This is a genomic window from Arthrobacter caoxuetaonis (assembly GCF_023921125.1).
In the GTDB taxonomy this organism is placed as follows: domain Bacteria; phylum Actinomycetota; class Actinomycetes; order Actinomycetales; family Micrococcaceae; genus Arthrobacter_B; species Arthrobacter_B caoxuetaonis.
This window is the reverse complement of the sequence record NZ_CP099467.1, coordinates 97,383-113,475: the sequence shown is the minus strand read 5'-3', so window position 1 is coordinate 113,475 and position 16,093 is coordinate 97,383. Positions and strand designations below refer to the sequence as shown.

26 protein-coding genes are annotated in these 16,093 nt (G+C 65.4%); 22 read left to right on the top strand and 4 right to left on the bottom strand.

What is annotated here, in order from left to right; genetic code table 11:
* The first annotated feature begins 26 nt into the window (after positions 1-26).
* The 5 genes from NF551_RS17155 to NF551_RS17135 are packed head-to-tail and all read left to right on the top strand — an operon-like array spanning position 27 to position 1,982.
* Complete coding sequence (locus tag NF551_RS17155; RefSeq protein WP_227897790.1) at positions 27-713, top strand: TM2 domain-containing protein; 687 nt, start codon at positions 27-29, stop codon at positions 711-713.
* Between the two features lie 50 nt (positions 714-763).
* On the top strand, positions 764-1,066 hold the full coding sequence (locus NF551_RS17150) for a hypothetical protein (RefSeq protein ID WP_227897792.1): 303 nt from the start codon (positions 764-766) through the stop codon (positions 1,064-1,066).
* The gene (locus NF551_RS17145; protein WP_227897793.1) at positions 1,059-1,388 is read left to right on the top strand and encodes a hypothetical protein; all 330 of its coding nucleotides are present in this window, start codon (positions 1,059-1,061) and stop codon (positions 1,386-1,388) included. The genes NF551_RS17150 and NF551_RS17145 overlap by 8 nt, the downstream gene beginning before the upstream one ends.
* Complete coding sequence (locus NF551_RS17140) at positions 1,385-1,561, top strand: hypothetical protein (RefSeq protein WP_227897794.1); 177 nt, start codon at positions 1,385-1,387, stop codon at positions 1,559-1,561. Before NF551_RS17145 ends, NF551_RS17140 begins: the two co-directional genes overlap by 4 nt.
* Positions 1,562-1,598: 37 nt before the next feature.
* The gene (locus tag NF551_RS17135; RefSeq protein WP_227897796.1) at positions 1,599-1,982 is read left to right on the top strand and encodes an antitoxin Xre/MbcA/ParS toxin-binding domain-containing protein; all 384 of its coding nucleotides are present in this window, start codon (positions 1,599-1,601) and stop codon (positions 1,980-1,982) included.
* Positions 1,983-2,042: 60 nt separating this feature from the next.
* Here the strand turns inward: NF551_RS17135 and NF551_RS17130 are convergent, their stop codons facing one another.
* Together NF551_RS17130 and NF551_RS17125 are read right to left on the bottom strand one after the other, a co-directional pair.
* On the bottom strand, positions 2,043-2,594 hold the full coding sequence (locus NF551_RS17130; RefSeq protein WP_227897797.1) for a hypothetical protein: 552 nt from the start codon (positions 2,592-2,594) through the stop codon (positions 2,043-2,045).
* Positions 2,591-2,800: a hypothetical protein gene (locus NF551_RS17125; RefSeq protein ID WP_227897798.1), complete on the bottom strand. Its 210-nt coding sequence runs from the start codon at positions 2,798-2,800 to the stop codon at positions 2,591-2,593. The genes NF551_RS17130 and NF551_RS17125 overlap by 4 nt, the downstream gene beginning before the upstream one ends.
* Positions 2,801-2,980: 180 nt before the next feature.
* Between NF551_RS17125 and NF551_RS17120 the strand changes: the two genes are divergently transcribed.
* From NF551_RS17120 to NF551_RS17050, 15 genes are all read left to right on the top strand, one after another.
* Positions 2,981-3,712: a PspA/IM30 family protein gene (locus tag NF551_RS17120; RefSeq protein WP_227897800.1), complete on the top strand. Its 732-nt coding sequence runs from the start codon at positions 2,981-2,983 to the stop codon at positions 3,710-3,712.
* Positions 3,713-3,847: 135 nt separating this feature from the next.
* A complete protein-coding gene (locus tag NF551_RS17115; RefSeq protein ID WP_227897802.1) occupies positions 3,848-4,468 on the top strand; it encodes a 3'-5' exonuclease in 621 nt (206 codons plus the stop codon).
* Entirely contained in the window at positions 4,465-5,085 is a 621-nt protein-coding gene (locus NF551_RS17110; RefSeq protein WP_227897804.1) for a hypothetical protein, read from the top strand. The genes NF551_RS17115 and NF551_RS17110 overlap by 4 nt, the downstream gene beginning before the upstream one ends.
* Positions 5,082-6,122: a matrixin family metalloprotease gene (locus tag NF551_RS17105; RefSeq protein WP_227897806.1), complete on the top strand. Its 1,041-nt coding sequence runs from the start codon at positions 5,082-5,084 to the stop codon at positions 6,120-6,122. Before NF551_RS17110 ends, NF551_RS17105 begins: the two co-directional genes overlap by 4 nt.
* A gap of 38 nt (positions 6,123-6,160) precedes the next feature.
* Entirely contained in the window at positions 6,161-6,526 is a 366-nt protein-coding gene (locus tag NF551_RS17100) for a hypothetical protein (protein ID WP_227897808.1), read from the top strand.
* A gap of 81 nt (positions 6,527-6,607) precedes the next feature.
* Positions 6,608-7,492 carry a hypothetical protein gene (locus NF551_RS17095; RefSeq protein ID WP_227897813.1) on the top strand — a complete coding sequence of 295 codons (885 nt, stop codon included), beginning with the start codon at positions 6,608-6,610 and terminating at the stop codon, positions 7,490-7,492.
* Between the two features lie 88 nt (positions 7,493-7,580).
* A complete protein-coding gene (locus NF551_RS17090; protein ID WP_227897815.1) occupies positions 7,581-7,898 on the top strand; it encodes a hypothetical protein in 318 nt (105 codons plus the stop codon).
* A gap of 266 nt (positions 7,899-8,164) precedes the next feature.
* Positions 8,165-8,386: a hypothetical protein gene (locus tag NF551_RS17085; RefSeq protein ID WP_227897816.1), complete on the top strand. Its 222-nt coding sequence runs from the start codon at positions 8,165-8,167 to the stop codon at positions 8,384-8,386.
* 54 nt (positions 8,387-8,440) lie between these two features.
* Positions 8,441-8,668, top strand: coding sequence for a hypothetical protein (locus NF551_RS17080; RefSeq protein WP_227897820.1), 228 nt, complete (start codon positions 8,441-8,443; stop codon positions 8,666-8,668).
* 105 nt (positions 8,669-8,773) lie between these two features.
* Positions 8,774-9,106, top strand: a complete 333-nt coding sequence (locus NF551_RS17075; RefSeq protein WP_227897822.1) for a DUF7455 domain-containing protein — start codon at positions 8,774-8,776, stop codon at positions 9,104-9,106.
* Between the two features lie 25 nt (positions 9,107-9,131).
* Complete coding sequence (locus NF551_RS17070; protein ID WP_227897823.1) at positions 9,132-10,568, top strand: DUF5129 domain-containing protein; 1,437 nt, start codon at positions 9,132-9,134, stop codon at positions 10,566-10,568.
* Positions 10,569-10,670: 102 nt separating this feature from the next.
* The gene (locus tag NF551_RS17065) at positions 10,671-11,132 is read left to right on the top strand and encodes a hypothetical protein (RefSeq protein WP_227897825.1); all 462 of its coding nucleotides are present in this window, start codon (positions 10,671-10,673) and stop codon (positions 11,130-11,132) included.
* A gap of 43 nt (positions 11,133-11,175) precedes the next feature.
* Positions 11,176-12,048, top strand: coding sequence for a hypothetical protein (locus NF551_RS17060; RefSeq protein ID WP_227897827.1), 873 nt, complete (start codon positions 11,176-11,178; stop codon positions 12,046-12,048).
* Positions 12,049-12,077: 29 nt separating this feature from the next.
* A complete protein-coding gene (locus tag NF551_RS17055) occupies positions 12,078-12,503 on the top strand; it encodes a hypothetical protein (RefSeq protein WP_227897829.1) in 426 nt (141 codons plus the stop codon).
* Between the two features lie 35 nt (positions 12,504-12,538).
* The gene (locus NF551_RS17050) at positions 12,539-12,835 is read left to right on the top strand and encodes a DUF7455 domain-containing protein (protein WP_227897830.1); all 297 of its coding nucleotides are present in this window, start codon (positions 12,539-12,541) and stop codon (positions 12,833-12,835) included.
* On the opposite strand, the gene NF551_RS17045 is transcribed toward NF551_RS17050, so the two are convergent.
* Complete coding sequence (locus tag NF551_RS17045) at positions 12,832-13,434, bottom strand: recombinase family protein (RefSeq protein ID WP_227897831.1); 603 nt, start codon at positions 13,432-13,434, stop codon at positions 12,832-12,834. The two genes, NF551_RS17050 and NF551_RS17045, sit on opposite strands and share 4 nt — an antisense overlap.
* Before the next feature lie 254 nt (positions 13,435-13,688).
* Here NF551_RS17045 and NF551_RS17040 point away from each other — a divergent pair, with 254 nt between their 5' ends.
* Complete coding sequence (locus NF551_RS17040) at positions 13,689-13,856, top strand: hypothetical protein (protein ID WP_227897832.1); 168 nt, start codon at positions 13,689-13,691, stop codon at positions 13,854-13,856.
* Between the two features lie 73 nt (positions 13,857-13,929).
* Here NF551_RS17040 and NF551_RS17035 read toward each other — a convergent pair whose 3' ends face one another.
* Positions 13,930-15,234, bottom strand: a complete 1,305-nt coding sequence (locus tag NF551_RS17035) for an AAA family ATPase (RefSeq protein WP_227897833.1) — start codon at positions 15,232-15,234, stop codon at positions 13,930-13,932.
* 131 nt (positions 15,235-15,365) lie between these two features.
* Here NF551_RS17035 and NF551_RS17030 point away from each other — a divergent pair, with 131 nt between their 5' ends.
* Complete coding sequence (locus NF551_RS17030) at positions 15,366-16,058, top strand: hypothetical protein (RefSeq protein WP_227897834.1); 693 nt, start codon at positions 15,366-15,368, stop codon at positions 16,056-16,058.
* Positions 16,059-16,093: the final 35 nt, after the last annotated feature.

The following is a 16,093-nucleotide window of genomic DNA, read 5'->3' as shown; positions in this document are numbered from 1 at the left end:
AAGGCCGCCCGGCATCTGCAGGATCCATGGCAGACGAGTTCGGACCGTTCCCCGTACCGGTTGCCGAACTGAAGAACTTCCGAACCAACTGGGTCCTCGCAGCTGCCCTCGGTCCGCTGGGCATCGACCGGTTCCACCGCGGCCGGCACATCACCGGCGCATTGAAGGCGCTCACCCTCGGCGGCGCCGGTATCTGGTGGGCCGCAGACCAGTTCAGCATCGCCTCCGGCAGGGCCGTGGATGCACAGGGCCACCCCATGACCGGCACGAAGCCGCAGCGCATCCTGGCCGCCGCACTCTCCGGTGTCCTGGTCGCAGGAGCCTGCACCGCCGCAGCCGTGGCCGCCCTTCCCCTGGCCAGCGAAGCCGGGGAGGAACTCTCCGCCGTCATCGCCCCGCCCCCACCTCAGCAGGAGCTGCTCACCATCGCGTCCTTCAAGGTGCCCGCGGGCGAGCACACCACAAGCGAGTTCAGCGCCAACGGTGAGGAGGCAGCGTTCAAATACACGCTCCCCGGCCCCGGCTACGCCTACCTCCTGCCTGCCGGCACCGCCACGCCGCCCAAGGACGCAGAACCGCTCTTCTCCTGTTTTGAAGCATGCACCGGTACGGTCACCGCCGTCGTCCCGGCAGGCAAGTACACGCTCCTGGTCCAGACGCCGGGCGAGGGGAAGATCAGCGTCCACCAGATGGGGGTCCGGGACCCGCAGTAGCCTGGACGGCGGAAAGCTGGCGCCGGCCGCGTAAACCCGCGGAGAGATTCATGGCAGCTGCCGCACACATAGTCGCCATGAAGAAGCGTGAAGAACTCGACATGACCGCCATCGTTGACGCGACAGTGGTCGCCTTCCACGAATCCAAGGGTTCCCCCGGCGGTCCCATCGACCCCGTGAAAAAGGAACTCGTGGCCGCTGCCTTCATGCCCGTCATCTGGCACACCGTCCAGGCTGTCCTCGACCAGCTCACCAAGGATGAAGAGACCGGCACGGAAGAACCCGCCGCAGAGTTCGTCGTTCCCGACAGTCTGGAAGGCCTCGAAGGTTTCGAAGGACTGACCGGTGCGTAAGCCCTTGGGCACAGAGACCGTGCAGGCCGAAGACGGCACCATCCTGGAGCTGACCGCCTACAGCGAGGAAACGGAGGCAGGGGAAGCATCCGCGGCCAACCGCCGTCAGCTGCGCCTCACCCTCACCCGGGCCGGCGAACCCCCGGTCGAACTGACCATTAGCGGCGCAGGAGCGGAAACCATCACGCGAATCGCAGCCGAGGCCGGGCTCCTCATCGAATCAGAAGCCGACACCGCCCGCCGGTACCTGGCCAACTTCCGTGAGATCCTCCACGCCGGTGCCGTCGCAGAACTCGAACGCAGAGCAGGAGCCGGCCAGTGAACAGACTCCGTATCGCCCAGGTTATCCGCGCGTGGTCGGCAGTCGGTGCAGTCTCAGCCACAGCTGCCGCCGTCGCCCTGCAGCACAACTACATGAGCGCCCAGGCCGTCCTCTTTTTCTTCACCTATATGTTCGCCACCCAGTGGCGGGAACGGATCATCGACGGTCTCTGAGGCCTCACCGGGGCTATGCCGCGAGTAAGGTCAGGGCATGGCCACTTCGCGTGTACCCAGCCGCCGGTCCGTTGCCGTCGGGTCCTGGAATCCGTCCGGGGCGCAGCAGCGAACCGTTCTGCTCACTGAATCCCTGGGCGGTGCCCCCGCGGCAGCCGAACTCCTCGGTGTCAGCCCCGGCAAACTGTCCCGCTGGATGAACGGGGCGGAATCACCCGGCGTGGACGCGTGGCGCACCATCATCGACCTCGACTACGCCCTGGCCCGCGCCCAGATGATCTGGGGCAGGGAAGCGGCCGTCCAGTGGATCCTGGGATCGAATGCGCACCTTGGCGGAGCCCGCCCCGTCGACGTCCTCAGGAACGGCGGGACAGCAGAGATCATCGACGCACTCGACGCCGCACAGTCCGGCGCCTTCTAACCCGTCACTGCACAGCAAAGCCCGGCACCATGAATCACACGGTGCCGGGCTTTCTGGTCCCTAGCTGGCCGGAAGCTCCGGGGCCGGGAGGAACTGGGGGAAACCCTTCGTGTTCCGGGCCTCGACCGAATCGGAGTCGAAGACATCAAGGACATCGCCGTCGTAGGTCAGGACCGGAACGAACGATGAGCCTTCCAGGGCGGTGAGCTTCACGGCTGCCGGCTTGCCGCTGGCCGTAGTGAGCGTGACTTCCTCGCCGCTGCCCAGGGCCCGGAGGAGATCCTCGTCAGCCCAGCTGGTGCTGCCGGAAAGGTCAATGAACGGTTCGGCACCTTCGGTTCCCATCCGCAGGCTGACCTGGGCTTCGATCTGGGTGGCAACTGAATAGGCGCGCCGTTCAGCAGCCTCCCCGGCGGCGTCCATGTTGCTGAGCACCCATTGCGTCCCGGTGCCCAGGAGACAAAGCACGGCGGCCGCAGCAACAGGGGTCTTGACGGGAACCTTCTGGAGCTTCTTCGGGTCACCGCCGGTCTGGACCTGCAGCAGGAAGACGGTTGCCAGTGTTGCGGCAACGATGATGGCGCTGAGGAAGATCAGGTCGGTGAACATCATGCTGCTGCCGTGTCCTCTTCGGCCGGGTGGAGCTGGTCTGCGTAGACGGCAACAGGGTTGGGGAGTTCCTTGCCTTCGATGCTGACCACCAGCAGCTGCCCGTCCAGGGCTCCGGGTTCGGCAATGACGGCGCGGCCGGGCACGATCCCGTCCTGCTGATCAAGGTAGTCGGCTTCAATAACGATGTACGGGTGGCCATCGGCCATAGGTGTTGCTCCTTCGGTTGGGGGCGGTTTCCTCCTATGTGTGCGGCATCCGGCCCCGCCCTTCCCGCCCGGGCGTAGACGGTTGGCATTGCTGCCGCACACATAGAAGCCAGAGAGCCGGATTTCGGCCCTTCCGCGGCCCCAAGACCGGTGCCGCCCACGAACTGAAGGAATTACTCCATGGCGAAACAGTCCATCTTCGGCCGCATTGCCCAGCTGACGAAGGCCAACATCAACTCCCTGCTGGACCAGGCAGAGGACCCGGGCAAGATGCTGGACCAGATGGTGCGCGACTACACCGTGAGCATCAGCGAAGCCGAAAGTGCCGTCGCCCAGACGATCGGCAACCTGCGGATGCTCCAGGACGACCGTGCCGAGGACCTCGCCGAAGCCACAAACTGGGGCAACAAGGCGCTGGCCGCGTCCCGCAAGGCGGACGAATTCCGTGCCGCCGGCCGTGAAGGCGATGCCGCCAAGTTCGACAACCTGGCCAAGGTCGCCATCGAACGCCAGATCGCCTCCGAGAAGGAAGCGTCCTCCGTCGAACCCACGATCGTCTCCCAGGAGGAAGTCGTCGAACGGCTGAAGACGGGCCTGAACCAGATGAAGGGCAAGCTCGGAGAGCTGAGCCGCAAGCGCGACGAGCTCGTCGCCCGCTCCCGCAACGCCGAAGCCCAGAACCGGATGCACGAAGCCATCAAGAGCGTCGGCATCCTGGACGCCACCTCGGAGGTATCCCGTTTCGAGGAGAAGATCCGCCGGGAAGAAGCAAAGGTCCGCGGCGCCAACGAACTCGCAGCCTCCAGCCTGGACGCACAGTTCGAGGCGCTTGAAGACCTCGGCGAGCAGACCGAAGTGGAAGCACGCCTTGCCCTGCTGAAGGCCGGACGCGCAGGAGCCATCGGAAGCTAGCAGCCTGCACGCGGCGGCCCGTTCCCTGAACCCCGGGGGACGGGCCGTTCCCATGCCCGGAGAGGTTTCAGCCGGCCGCCGCACACATAGGAGGTGCCGGCCCGGCGTGCCATCAACTTCAAGGAGACCCCCAGCGTGACCAACCCCCTGCCGATGAGCGCCAGGAACACTGTTCCCGGCCTCGATTTCGTTGCCATCGACTTCGAAACGGCCAACTCCAAACGCGCCTCCGTCTGCCAGATCGGCATTGCCAAGATCCGCAACGGCGTGGTCACGCACCAGTCCGCCGAATTCGTCATGCCTCCGCCGGGCTTCCAGAACTTCGGGCACTGGAACATCAAGGTCCACGGCATCACCCGCCGCATGGTCGACGGCGCCCCCGGATGGGAAGATATCCTGCCGCGGCTGATCAAATTCACCGGCGACCTTCCCCTGGTCGGCCACAACGTCTCCGTCGAGAAGTCAGTCATCGTCCAGGCCTCCGAAGCTCTGGGCATCATCCCGCCGGAATTCGAGTACCTGTGCACACAGAAGCTTGCCCGGTACCGGCTCCCGGACGCGCCCTCCTACAAGCTCGACAGCCTCATCACACTGCTGGACCTGCCCGGCTTCACCCACCACGACGCCGGCGAGGACGCGGTGGCCTGCGCCAACGTCGCCATCCACCTGGCGAAGGAAACGGGCATCAGCAACATCCGTGAACTCTTTCCCCCTGCCCGCAGGATGGCATCCAACTATCTCTGGGAGGCATCATGAGCACCGGCAGCGACGTCGAAATCCGTATTGGAACGCCCCTTCCCTCCAGCGTGCTGCTGACGGTCGGGTCGCTCATTGACGCAGCCTGGCCCGGCGCCGAAATCGCCACCAACCACGACCAGCGGGTCGACCAGATCATTTTCCGCATCAAGAACCGTCCGGCCCGGGCACTCACCGAGGAAGAGACCGAGGCTCTCGTCCAGGCACCTGAACCCGACGGGGACCTGGAAATCACCCGCCTGGGCGGCGACGGTGTCGGCGTCCTCACCCCGCAGGATGTGGCAGCGAACCTCCTTCCGGTCATCGAGCAGGCCTTCGAGGAGTTACCCGACGCGGAGAACTACCTGGAGATTCCCGTGCGGAACCCCGCAAACGGGCACCGGTACATCCTCACCTTCGCCCGCTCGGCCAGCCAGACGCCCCACGAACTGCGCATGGCCGCGGAAGTGAAACTGGAGAAGGCCTACGCGGACTGTTCTGCCGCTGAGCTGCGCGCAGTGCAGCGCCTCCTCGAGCAGCCCCGGGAATCCGGCAGCGAGGACACCTTCGAGGCCGGTGTCCGTGCAGCCATGGAAGCCATGCGTGGCCTGAACTTCGGGCGGCGTGCAGGTTCATGAGCCACGAAGGCCCCTTCGGCCCGTTTGATCCCTATCAGGCACCCGTTCCCAGGCCCGCCCCGGTCCCGGTCAGGCCCCGCCGCAGCTTTGGCGACTTCCTGGCCGGCGCGTTCCGGTTCCTGAGTTTCCTGGTCATGTCAGTGCTCGTTGTTGGGCTGAGCGGCATCGCCATGATGCTCCTTGCCCCGGACACTGCAGCAAAAGTCATGGCCTACGCCCCGCCCAGCTGGCAGCTGCCGCAGGCCCCGGGAGCCGAGTACTCCCCGGACCTGCTTGGCCCCGCGGAGGAACCGCCTGCCGTGCCTGACCTGAAGGATCCGGTCGCCGGCACGGGCCCGGAGTTCGTTCCGGCCGATCCCGACCAGACCCGGCCGACACCCGGGAGGGAAGCATCCGATACGCCCCTCGGTAAGCCTGCACCGCTGCCTGCCATCGACAACCGTTACAAGCTGCTGCGTGACGGCACAGCCTACGACCCGTGCCGGCCCATCCACTACGTGACCAATACCGACAACATGCCTCCCGGCGGCCGCGCGCTGATCGCAGAGGCTGTCGCTGAAGTGTCCAGGGCGACCGGGCTTGTCTTCATTGACGACGGGCTGACAACTGAGCCGGCTTCCGCGGAACGCCGCGCCTTCCAGCCCGAACGCTACGGTGACCGGTGGGCGCCGGTGCTCTTCATCTGGAAGACCGAAGCCCAGCAGCCCCGGTTCACGAACACGCAGTACGGCACCAACACCGTCGGCATCGGCGGCAGCGTCGCCTACACCCTGGAAGGAACCGGAAGCGTCTATGTCACCGGGGAAGTGCAGCTGAACGCCGCTGCCCTTTCCGAAGACCTGCAGAAGCCCGGGGGAGCAACCTCGGTCAGGTCCGTCATCGCCCACGAGCTGGGACACGTCGTTGGCCTGGACCACGTGGAGGACACCAGCCAGCTCATGGCACCCACCAGTACCGACGAAGTCACCAGCTTCGGCCCCGGTGACCTCAACGGCCTCGCCAAGCTGGGGCAGGGGATCTGCATACCGGAGCTCTGACCGCTCTTTGGGGCCACAGCCGCACACAGATAAGAGTGATGACTGAGACCCCTGCACCTGCCCCTGCATCCGAACCGCTGGTCCTTCCCGAGACGCCGGCCGACAAAATTGACCTGGGCCGCGGCTGGGATGCCGCCTGGGCTTCCCTGACTGATGGCTACCCGGGCCTGGGCAGCACCCTGGCCTTCGTCGGCGTTGCGGTCGTCGTCCTGTCCCTCATGCAGTGGGCATGGGCAGCCCGCCGCGGCCGCGCCCAGGGGCAGGCAGCCAAGCCGGTGTGGGGTGCCCTGATCATCGGGTCGCTGCTCACCGCACCAACGGTCATCGTCCCGCTCCTTCTGGGGGTCCTGAGCACGCTCATCAACATCGTGATCTCCCTGTTCCGCGGGGCAGTAGGGTTCTAGGCAACTCACAGACTGCCAGAGTTACAGACTGACAGAGTGACAGAGTTGGGCTGCGGGATGCCCAGCCGCACACAGCTGGGCATGAGCAACGTCATTGATTTCAGGAACCGCCAGCCCCAGGGAATCCCGGCCGGCGGACAGTTCGCAGCAACCGCCCACGGTGAAGCATCCGGTGTCAGCCTTGGCCGGCATGCAGAGCCCGCCCGCAAAATCCCCGAGAAACTCCTCATGGGCGCCGTCCCGGATCCGAAGGCGGCCGAGAACCTGCAGTGGCAGGTCCAGATGGCTTCGGACTACGGCAACCCGGAGCACTACCTCGAGAACTTCGCCGCCGCAGTGCCGAACCTGCCCCGCGGGGAAGCCGAAGAGCTGTTCTTCATGGCCCTGGACTCCCAGGATGGGGAAGGCGTCAAGGGATTCTGCGAGACGGCCGCCGAGCGCAACACCCAGCTGCATCCCGGCGGAACCGTCAGCCCCGGCTACATCCCGCCGAACTCGAAGATCGAGCCGGGATACCAGCAGGGCATCCTGCAGACGGGCGAGAAGTACACGGGATACCGCGATGCCGCCTACGTCGCCAAGGACATCCGCGCCGACCTGAAGGCAGCCACAGCAGGGAACTACCTGCCCAAGGACCTCACCTATTCGGTGCGGATCGACAAGTTCTCCGGAGGCCAGTCCATCGACGTCACCGTCCAGGGCCTCGCCGACGCAGACCGGCTCGACCCCGACAGCTACGACTTGGTCTACCGGCGCTACGACGAGCGGCCTGAAGCGAAGGAGCTGCGCAAGCGCGTGGAGGAAATCACCAACGCGTACAACCGTTCCGACACTGACGCCCAGTCCGACTACTTCAACGTCTCCTACTACTCCCACGTGCGCCTTGAGGACGACCGATCACGCGAATACCGCGAAGCTGAGGCCGAGAAGCGCCGGCTGAAACGGCAGCTGGCCAAGTCCGCCTAACCGGCATCCCGCCAGGGGCGTCTCCATCCAGGAGGCGCCCCTTCTTGATGTGGTGAGCGAGAGACATCCTGCCGCACACATAGAAGGCATGGACAAGACATTTGTGGGAGTACGGGAAGACGGCACAACCTACCTGAGCGGCGTCCGCCGGGAATACCCCGTCAGCGGCGACAGCCTCGTACTCTTTGGCTGGAAAGCCAAGAGCCGCCTCCTGGACCGTGCGACGAAGGTTTTCGTCGAATCCCCCGAACTGGTCTCCCGCGCCGCAGCCGCACTCGGCATCGAAACCGGCCCGGGCATGGAATACGACAGCTGGGCCGTCGCAGGACAGGTCCATGCCGTACTGCCCGGCGGAGTCCCCGCCTTCGTAGCCAGCGGCGGTGCCGAATACCCGAAAGCCGCCTAAGGAGCGTCTGTGTCAGCCGTCAACAAGCGGGTCATATCCATCACCCGCCACGAATACGTCATTCCCGCTCTGCCTGCTGGACGGACGTCAACAAAGCCTTCAGCCAGGCCGTCCGCGACCGTGAGGAAGCCGGATACCGCTCCCACAGTGATGACTCCATCCGCGTGGTCGGAGAGGCCGAGGAAACCGTGACCGTTTTCTGGGAGGAAGACCAGCGCAGGGTCCACCAGCCCGGGGCCGGGAACCTCTAACCTCAGGGAGCCGCGTTGAGCCTCAAGTACATCAGCCAGAACTTCAACGTTCCTGCCGTCCGGGATGCCCGGGTGGCCACCAAGGAACTGAACCCCCGCTTCGGCACCATCATCGGTGCACGGGGGACGCTTCTGCGTGTCCGGATCGACGGAGAGGACGACTCGGTCCTCCTGCACCCGCGCCGGGACGTCCACTACCTCCAGGCACCCGGGGAGAACCTGAAGCGCACCGCCTAGGGCCGCGGCATGCCCGCGGTGAGATACCCGTACCGTTCCGCACACATAGTTGCCATGACCAGAACCGCCGAATCAACGGCCGCTGCCGTGAAGACCGTGAACAGCCTGCAGGACCTGGACCTGCTTCCCGAAGGATCCATCGTTACCCTCGGCTCCCTGAGCGCAGAAGCGGGCCCCCACGGATGGCTTCTCCCGGGGAACAGGAAGCCCGTCCCCACCTGGGATATCGTCCGCCGTTCCGGAACGACCCATGCCTCCGTCCTGCGTGAAGGGAAAGGGTAGGCGGAACAGCAACCGGGTACGTCTCCGCATGTACGCGGGCAAGGACCCGCAGCCGGATCGGTCCCGGCGGTGAGCGTCTTGCACCGTTCCGCACACATAGGGGGTATGAGCACAAACACCATGACAGCACCGAACACCCTTACCGCCGACGCCGTGGAGAGCATCAAGAAGGTCATCCAGGAACAGAAGAAGTCCCCGGTAGATCCCATGGGCCTGTGTGACAGGTGCAGCAAGAACGCCAAGTCCCAGTTCCTGCTGCCCGGACATGAAACGCCCCTGCTCTTCTGTGCCCACCACATGCGCGCCCACCTCGGGGGACTCATGGCTGCCGGCCCGGTCAGCTTCTGGGTAGCAGCCGAGGACCTCTGGACCGTCCGGGGTGTTGAGGTGCCCGCCCAGAACCACCGCCGCTCCGGTGACGGCCTCACCGACGCCTAAACCCATCCGCTTCCTGAAGGAACCCATGCGCAGAACCCTCGCCGCGCTGCTGCTTGCAGCTACGGCAGTAACAGGCACGGCCACGGCCGCATTTGCCGACAAACCCGCAGAAATCATCGTCGAAGACACCGCCGGCGTCCTGGACACCAACACCCTCATCCCCGCGGTCAGCGACATCGACTTCTACGAGCCGACGACCGTGGCCATCTATACCCGGGCGGGGGAGTACGAAGACAACTTCAACGAAGAGGTCCTCGCCTACGCCCGGGAGGAGCACCCCGAATGGATCTCCGCCGACGGACAGAAATGGGCGGACGGGCTCTACCTCTTCGCCCTTGATCCGGTCGGCCGCCAGGTCGGCACCTATATGGGCGAAGACCGCAAGGTCGATCTGAACACCCGCAACGCCATCCAGGAATCGACGTACGACCTCCTGCGCGATGCACAGTGGACAGACGGTGTCATCCAGGGCATCGAGTCCGGGGCTGAGGTCATCAACCGGCCCTGGTACAAGTCCCCGGCGTTCATTGCCTTCCTCTCGTTCACAGGCCTGGCCGCCGCCGCCGGAACAGGCACGTGGCTGCTTCTGCGGGCCCGGAACCTGCGCGTTGGCCGGGAAGCAATCGCCAGGGCGGACGCCTCCTACGCCAGCGTGACCGCGGACCTGGACGTCACCGAGCTGAACGCCAATACGATTCCTGCCGGATCCGCCTACGGATCCCGGGTCCTGGAGAAGTACCGGACGTTCGGTGCGACGTACAGGAAGGCCACCGAGCTGAACAACGCCGCCCAGGCCCTCACGGACAAGGACCTCAAGAAGGGCCGGAACCGCAGACTGGCAGAAGAGTACGAGCGCATCGCCCTCCAGCTCGACGGCGATGATGACCTCATCGCGGACACCAACGCCCTGCTGAACCTCGCCCGCGGGTGGGAGAACGCATGGGACCGCCAGGTCGAACCGCTCCGCAAGGACCTCGCCGAGGTCCCGGCAGTGCTGCAGAAGCGCGGCGCACCGGCAACGGCGAACGCCCTGGCTGCCTTCACGAACCGCGTCACGGCGGACATTGCCGGCTGGCAGGCTGACCTTGCCGACAGGAAGATCACGCCCGAGACCGCCCTGGACCGGCTCCGGGATGCCCGCCAGCAGTTCTCCGAGCTTCTGCGCCAGCATGCCTATGCCGTTGCGGACGCCTATGCGAAGACCCAGGAGGAGCAGCGGATGATGCGGAGGGCCCTGGACGAATCGTTCCGCCGCCCGTACAGCAGGCACAACGGCATCCTGGACACGGCCTTCCCGTCGACCACGTTCATCACGGTCAACTCATTCAACAGCGGATACCAGAGCAGCCGCCAGCAGGTTAACTCGGCCCGTGAAGCTGCCTCGGCTTCGAGCAGCTCCAGCACCGGGTACGGCTCGTCCGGAGGAAGCTTCTCCGGTTCGGGATCGTCCTCCCGCTTCTAGGACTTCAGGGAAGGCCCCCGGAAACGACTCAGCCGAGTCCTCCGGGGGCCTTTTCCGTACCCGGCGTCCAGGGACTTCGCCTCTGCCGCACACATAGGAGCCATGCATCCGATCAGAGTCCTGAAATCGCAGTCCGAGCTTGCTGCCCTGCCCAACTATTCGATCGTCTCCTCCCCGGAGAACCCCGACTGGGGTGCCGTGAAGAACGGAGACGACTCCTGGATGATCTTCGGCGCCGAAGGTACCCGGGACAGTGCATGGGCCTGGGGCTGGCTGAGTGAAGGCATTCCCGCAGAGGCCTGGCTGCTGTGGGATCCCACCGGGCCGGCACCCCACGTCCCCGCCAAGGTCTGGCGCACGACCATCCCGGACCGCTCCCCGGAGGTCAAGCTCCACAAGACACTGGGCCACGCCCGCAGCGCCGTAACCAATCGCATCAGCTCCTACCCCGGCTTCGCCCACTACGACATGCGGATCGAGGAGCTCAACACGGCTACCAACCAGTTCTTCGTCCTGCACGACATCCGCAGCGGCACACGCCTGGACAGCCTGCCCTGGAAATAGCCGGGCGGTGAGCAGGCGGTACCATGCCGCACACATAGGCCATATGACACTCCTTCACGTGCCCAACGGATACCGCCTCGCTCCCGGCATCACACCCGGCGTTTTCCTGCCCCGGTTCGCCGCGGCCATGAACCCTGTCCGGGACGGCCTCGATGCCGACACGTTCATCGACCTGGCCGTCGACTCCATCGACAGGGCCGACGTGAACCTCAAGCCGCGCCCGGCCGCCCCCATGGACGACGCCTTCGGCAAGTGGACCGCGGAACAGGCGGACATGAGCCGGAACCTCGTCTGGTTCGACCCGCATTCCCTTGATGTGCGCATCGGACTGGATACCGTTACCGGCCGCCACCACATCCTTCCGGCCACGGATTGCCTTGCCTACCTTGAGGTGCTGGAAGCCATGCCGGAGATCGAAATGTACGGCTACCAGGCGATCATCGAGTTCATTCCCGAGGGCGTGACCGATGAGGAGTGGGGCGAACGCGCCGAAGCCTTGACCAGGCTGCTGCCCCGGGGCAGCTCCGCTGGCATGGACCTGTGGACCCTCCGCGGACCCGGCGACGCACGCACCGCCCAGATCGTCACCGCCCTCCAGATTGACGGGGAACTGCTGGCGTCCTTCAACCCTCCGTCCCTGCGGGCGCGCGCCCACCGGCAGGCGGCGGAGATATTCGCCCGCTGGCTCCATGAGCGCCACGGCTACGAGATGATGTCCGCCGTCATAAGTGCGGCGGGCATGGCACTTCCCGCCCTGCAGGAAGCTGTCGAATCCCGGCTGGCACCCCTGTCGGCTGATCTCCTCCGCGCCGGTACCGGGAAGACCCTGTTTGATGGCCTCAGCCGGGAAGAGTGGAATGTCCTTTGCGGGCGGGATTACGACGCCTCCGCTGCCGCGGACCTGGCAGGCTTGTGACCCTGCTGTATCGACGCATGTAGAAGGGCATGACGCCAGCTCACGAAACTCCGAAGCCCCCGCTGCTCCACCGTGCCGCCGCCGGTACCCTGACCGTCCTGTCCACGTTCCAGGTCCTGCTCGGGATCTTCTACGTGATCGACCTGGACCCTGATGCCCTGACGGCCCAGCTCCAGCATGCCAGCAGCACCCAGGTCGGCACATGGGCCGTGATTGCTGCCCTCAGCGCCTTCGGTACGTTCCGGGCCGTCGGATACATCATCCGTGCCGGGCTCGGCGGCTGGATCGGGTACAGGAGCCCTGTGGAGCCCGTCCTGGCCTCCTTGGCGCTGGGACTGCTGTGTATGGTCGTCGTGACCGGTGACGTCTTGGTGTGGGGAAGCTTCGCCCTGCTCACTGCGATGGTCTCGTCAGCCTGCTCAGAGGCACTGAGGGCGCCGAAACCGGCCGCCTGAAGAGGGGGCGTCTGCCTGCCGCACACATAGAACCCATGAGTATTTCCGCCGCGGCAGAGCCCGCCGCCAAGACACAGACCCTGACCGAACGCCTCAACGAAGCCCTGGCTTCCCAGCCGGCCGAAAGCCCCCTGGACTACCGCGACACCTGCGATAACTGCTCCACGCCGGCCAGTGCCGTGTTCGAGTTCCCGGTCGCTGAAATCCTGCTCTGCGGACATCACACGCGCCTTCATCTGGAGAGCCTGATGGCCAACAACCCGACCTGTTTCTGGGTCCGCCCGGAAGAGCTCTGGAACCTCAACGGGATCCAGTCGGCGGTGCAGGCCTAACCGACGTCAGCACCGCGGGCAGGCCGGCGCGGAGGAACGGCTGAGCCGCCTTCATACTCAAGGGCCCTGTAGACGGTGGCCCGGCTGACGCCCAGGGATTGCCCGATTTCCGCTACGGTCATCTCGCCGCGGGCATAGAGTTCCCGCGCCTTGGCTACCTGGTCATCGGTGAGAAGGGAAGGGCGCCCTCCGGTGCGGCCCATGGCCCGTGCCGCAGCGAGCTTCGCTGCCGTGCGTTCACGAATGACGTCGCGCTCCAGACTGGACAGGGCGGAAAAGACCGCATAGGCGTCCCCGGACGCCGAGGTGTCGATCCCGCTGGCCAGGACGCGAAGATGCACACCGCGTTCCTTGAGGGTTGCGGCGAGGTCCAGGGCATGACGCATGGAGCGTGCCGGCCGGTCCAAGGACCAAACTACGAGGGTGTCGCCGGCTTTGAGGACAGCTAGGGCCTGCTCGAGTGCCGGACGCGGCTCAACCGGCCCGGTGGCGTCGTCGCGGAAGATTTCAGCGCAGCCCGCGGCACCCAGGGCAGCCAGCTGCCTGTCTGGATCCTCGTCGACTGCGCTGACGCGCGCGTACCCAAATGTTTTCCCCATCGAAAGGAACATATCAGGTTAGTACCCGTGAGGACCGTCTCATAACCGAATGAAGTTCTGAGTTACGGAAAGAGTCCGAAAGTCTTGGGCGCTTGGGTTTCGTGCATCCGTGCCCAAAGGACTGCTGCTGGCGCTATCGAACAAAGGCGCAGGTCAGAGGCATTTTGATGGACCGCCTCTTTCTGGTATGCGTTGATCGCCGCACACAAAAGTAAGTGGAGAGAGACTTCAGGGGTTCCGCACACATAAGTGGTATGAACCCCGTGAAGATCACCCAAATCGCCCTCCTCTCCGCCGCTCTGACCATCGGCCTGCTGAACCCCGTGTACAACGGTCTGACGCTCCTGGCCCTGGGTATGACGGCTCTGACCGGATACCTCGGCTACCGCTTCCGCGGAACCACGGAAACACCCGCCGCCTAACCCGTAAAACCACAAAGGACGGTCCCCCCGAAGGGGACCGTCCTTTCCTGTGTGCCGGGGAACCCAGCCCGCCCTACTCGGCAGTCAGGGCGTAGCGGACCTTGCGGCCAAGGCGGGCTTCGTCCTGGTCAATGTCAGGGTCCAGCAGCGCCGTCTCCCAGTTGCCGTCGTGAACCCACGTCAGGTGGGTCATGTGCCGGGAAGCCATGACGCACAGGCGACCCGGAGAGAGCTGGTGGGAACCTGCATTGGTGTAGCCGATGAACGGGTCCATAGCCACCACCGCGTGCCACTGGCCGCCCTGCATCTTGTCGGCGGTGCCAACGAAGATTCCTTCCGCGTCAAGGGAGCGCAGGACAGCGGTGATGCCCGAGGACTGCGCGTTGTGCGCCACGACAATGGCAATGTCGGACGCTTCCAGCGGGCGGGTGAACGCCTGGCCGTCGGCATCGGTCTCCACCAGTTCCACGCCGATCAGGTCGGCAGCGTATTCGGCAACCTGGACCAGGGTCGGCAGGTCATCGAACGTCGCGGCAGGCTCCACGAGCAGCGGCACGATTTCGGAGACGCGGTTCCCCTCCTCGTCGGTCAGGAACCGGTCGGGGCGTGCGGAGCTGAACGGGAACTTGTACAGGCAGGAAATGGCATCGACGGTTTCCTGGCCGAGGCGGTACGTGGTGTCCAGGGCGTGGGACTCGGTGTAGTCCTGCTTGGCGAAAACTTCCGGTGCCCGCATCTGCGGGGCTACCTCGTAACCGCGGAAAGCGGACACATCGGCGGTGACAACGGGGCCGATCTGGCCGGGGTCGCCCACCATGAGGAGCTGGTCGGCGTTATCGGCTGCAGCGGAAATGTCAGCGAACGTCACCTGATAAGCCTCATCGACAATCATGAGGTCACAGGCCGGGGGAGTGGACGCCTTGCAGGAAGCAACCGTGCGGACGACCGGGATGTTCCGGCCCCCGTCGGCGGCACCGCCGGCGGAGACGCCGGGAGGCGGGTCCATCTTGCTGATGCTCATGGCGATCTGCGGGTTGCCGTCCTTGTCCGGTCCAAGCTCGGCACCAATGCGTTCGGCAATGTCGTAGGCACCGCGCCGGGTCGGGCAGGCGATGACGATTTTCAGGTCCGAACGTTCCTTCAGGTACGCGGTGAGCTGAGTGACCAGGGTGGTCTTGCCTGCACCCGGAGGGGAGTCAACAATCGTGACCGCCGCACCGGACCACACGCTGTACAGCGCCTTGGCGAGAGCGGAACCGTCCACGAGGGAGCGGCCCTCAGGCACCACGGCAGCACCGGCTGCGGGAGCGTCGGGTTCGTCGAAATCATCATCAGGCGCGAAGCCGAAGTCTGAGAGGTCAAGTCCAATGGTTGTCATATTTCCTATGTGTGCGGCGAGGGCATGAAACCTCCCCACGTCAGCCCCCGTAATACAGCCCCGCGCGGCCGCTCCTGTGGCATCCTGAGCGCACGATCTCCAGCAACCGTCCAGCCAACGTTCAGGATCCCATGAAGACTCTCCGCCGCACGGCGCCCCTGCTCATTGCAGTACTGTCCTTCACGGCCCTGGCCGGCTGCTCGGCCACTTCCTCGTCCTCCGGAGGCAGGGACGCCCTGGAGCGTGTCTACCCGCTGCTTTCCCCCGGGGAGTGCGGGTCACTGCTGGACCAGACAATGGGTGATGTCCGGGCAGGGGTATCAAACGACCGGGTCGATGATCAGATCGGGCTGCTCTCCGAAGCGTGCCCCGACGAGATGGACGTCTTTACCGGCTACGCGGCATCTTCCGACCTGCCCTTCGAAGTGACCTGTGACGAGATTTCCGGCCGCACCCACCCGGATGCCCTCGTAATGCTCCGCCAGGACGGCCACTGCCAGGATGCGGGCGCAGCGGGCGCGGTCCCTGCCGGCGGCTGGCCGGAAGGCGGGCTTGGATGGAATGAAGCCCCGGCGTATGCGGGAACCTATCAGCGGGTCTGCGGGCCGCTGGCCAGCATGAGGAACACGGCGGACGGCACCTTCGTCAACGTGGGCCTGGACTACCCGGACCCGGGACGCTTCACGTTCATTTTCTGGGGCTACCAGGGGCAGTCGCTTCCGGCCACGTCCGTACTCTGTGCATCGGGCACGATTTACATGTACGAAGGCACCACCGCGCAGATGGAAGTCGGCTCCCCGGACCAGCTCGAAATCTGGAACTAGGAAGGCATCCGCAGCGGGGAGGGAGAAGGGCCCTG

Coding starts and splice junctions, on each gene's coding strand:
- NF551_RS17155 (WP_227897790.1), top strand. CDS start 27: ATGGCAGACGAGTTCGGACCGTTCCCCGTACCGGTTGCCGAACTGAAG.
- NF551_RS17150 (WP_227897792.1), top strand. CDS start 764: ATGGCAGCTGCCGCACACATAGTCGCCATGAAGAAGCGTGAAGAACTC.
- NF551_RS17135 (WP_227897796.1), top strand. CDS start 1,599: ATGGCCACTTCGCGTGTACCCAGCCGCCGGTCCGTTGCCGTCGGGTCC.
- NF551_RS17130 (WP_227897797.1), bottom strand. CDS start 2,594: ATGATGTTCACCGACCTGATCTTCCTCAGCGCCATCATCGTTGCCGCA.
- NF551_RS17125 (WP_227897798.1), bottom strand. CDS start 2,800: ATGGCCGATGGCCACCCGTACATCGTTATTGAAGCCGACTACCTTGAT.
- NF551_RS17120 (WP_227897800.1), top strand. CDS start 2,981: ATGGCGAAACAGTCCATCTTCGGCCGCATTGCCCAGCTGACGAAGGCC.
- NF551_RS17110 (WP_227897804.1), top strand. CDS start 4,465: ATGAGCACCGGCAGCGACGTCGAAATCCGTATTGGAACGCCCCTTCCC.
- NF551_RS17105 (WP_227897806.1), top strand. CDS start 5,082: ATGAGCCACGAAGGCCCCTTCGGCCCGTTTGATCCCTATCAGGCACCC.
- NF551_RS17100 (WP_227897808.1), top strand. CDS start 6,161: ATGACTGAGACCCCTGCACCTGCCCCTGCATCCGAACCGCTGGTCCTT.
- NF551_RS17095 (WP_227897813.1), top strand. CDS start 6,608: ATGAGCAACGTCATTGATTTCAGGAACCGCCAGCCCCAGGGAATCCCG.
- NF551_RS17090 (WP_227897815.1), top strand. CDS start 7,581: ATGGACAAGACATTTGTGGGAGTACGGGAAGACGGCACAACCTACCTG.
- NF551_RS17080 (WP_227897820.1), top strand. CDS start 8,441: ATGACCAGAACCGCCGAATCAACGGCCGCTGCCGTGAAGACCGTGAAC.
- NF551_RS17075 (WP_227897822.1), top strand. CDS start 8,774: ATGAGCACAAACACCATGACAGCACCGAACACCCTTACCGCCGACGCC.
- NF551_RS17070 (WP_227897823.1), top strand. CDS start 9,132: ATGCGCAGAACCCTCGCCGCGCTGCTGCTTGCAGCTACGGCAGTAACA.
- NF551_RS17065 (WP_227897825.1), top strand. CDS start 10,671: ATGCATCCGATCAGAGTCCTGAAATCGCAGTCCGAGCTTGCTGCCCTG.
- NF551_RS17060 (WP_227897827.1), top strand. CDS start 11,176: ATGACACTCCTTCACGTGCCCAACGGATACCGCCTCGCTCCCGGCATC.
- NF551_RS17055 (WP_227897829.1), top strand. CDS start 12,078: ATGACGCCAGCTCACGAAACTCCGAAGCCCCCGCTGCTCCACCGTGCC.
- NF551_RS17050 (WP_227897830.1), top strand. CDS start 12,539: ATGAGTATTTCCGCCGCGGCAGAGCCCGCCGCCAAGACACAGACCCTG.
- NF551_RS17045 (WP_227897831.1), bottom strand. CDS start 13,434: ATGGGGAAAACATTTGGGTACGCGCGCGTCAGCGCAGTCGACGAGGAT.
- NF551_RS17040 (WP_227897832.1), top strand. CDS start 13,689: ATGAACCCCGTGAAGATCACCCAAATCGCCCTCCTCTCCGCCGCTCTG.
- NF551_RS17035 (WP_227897833.1), bottom strand. CDS start 15,234: ATGACAACCATTGGACTTGACCTCTCAGACTTCGGCTTCGCGCCTGAT.
- NF551_RS17030 (WP_227897834.1), top strand. CDS start 15,366: ATGAAGACTCTCCGCCGCACGGCGCCCCTGCTCATTGCAGTACTGTCC.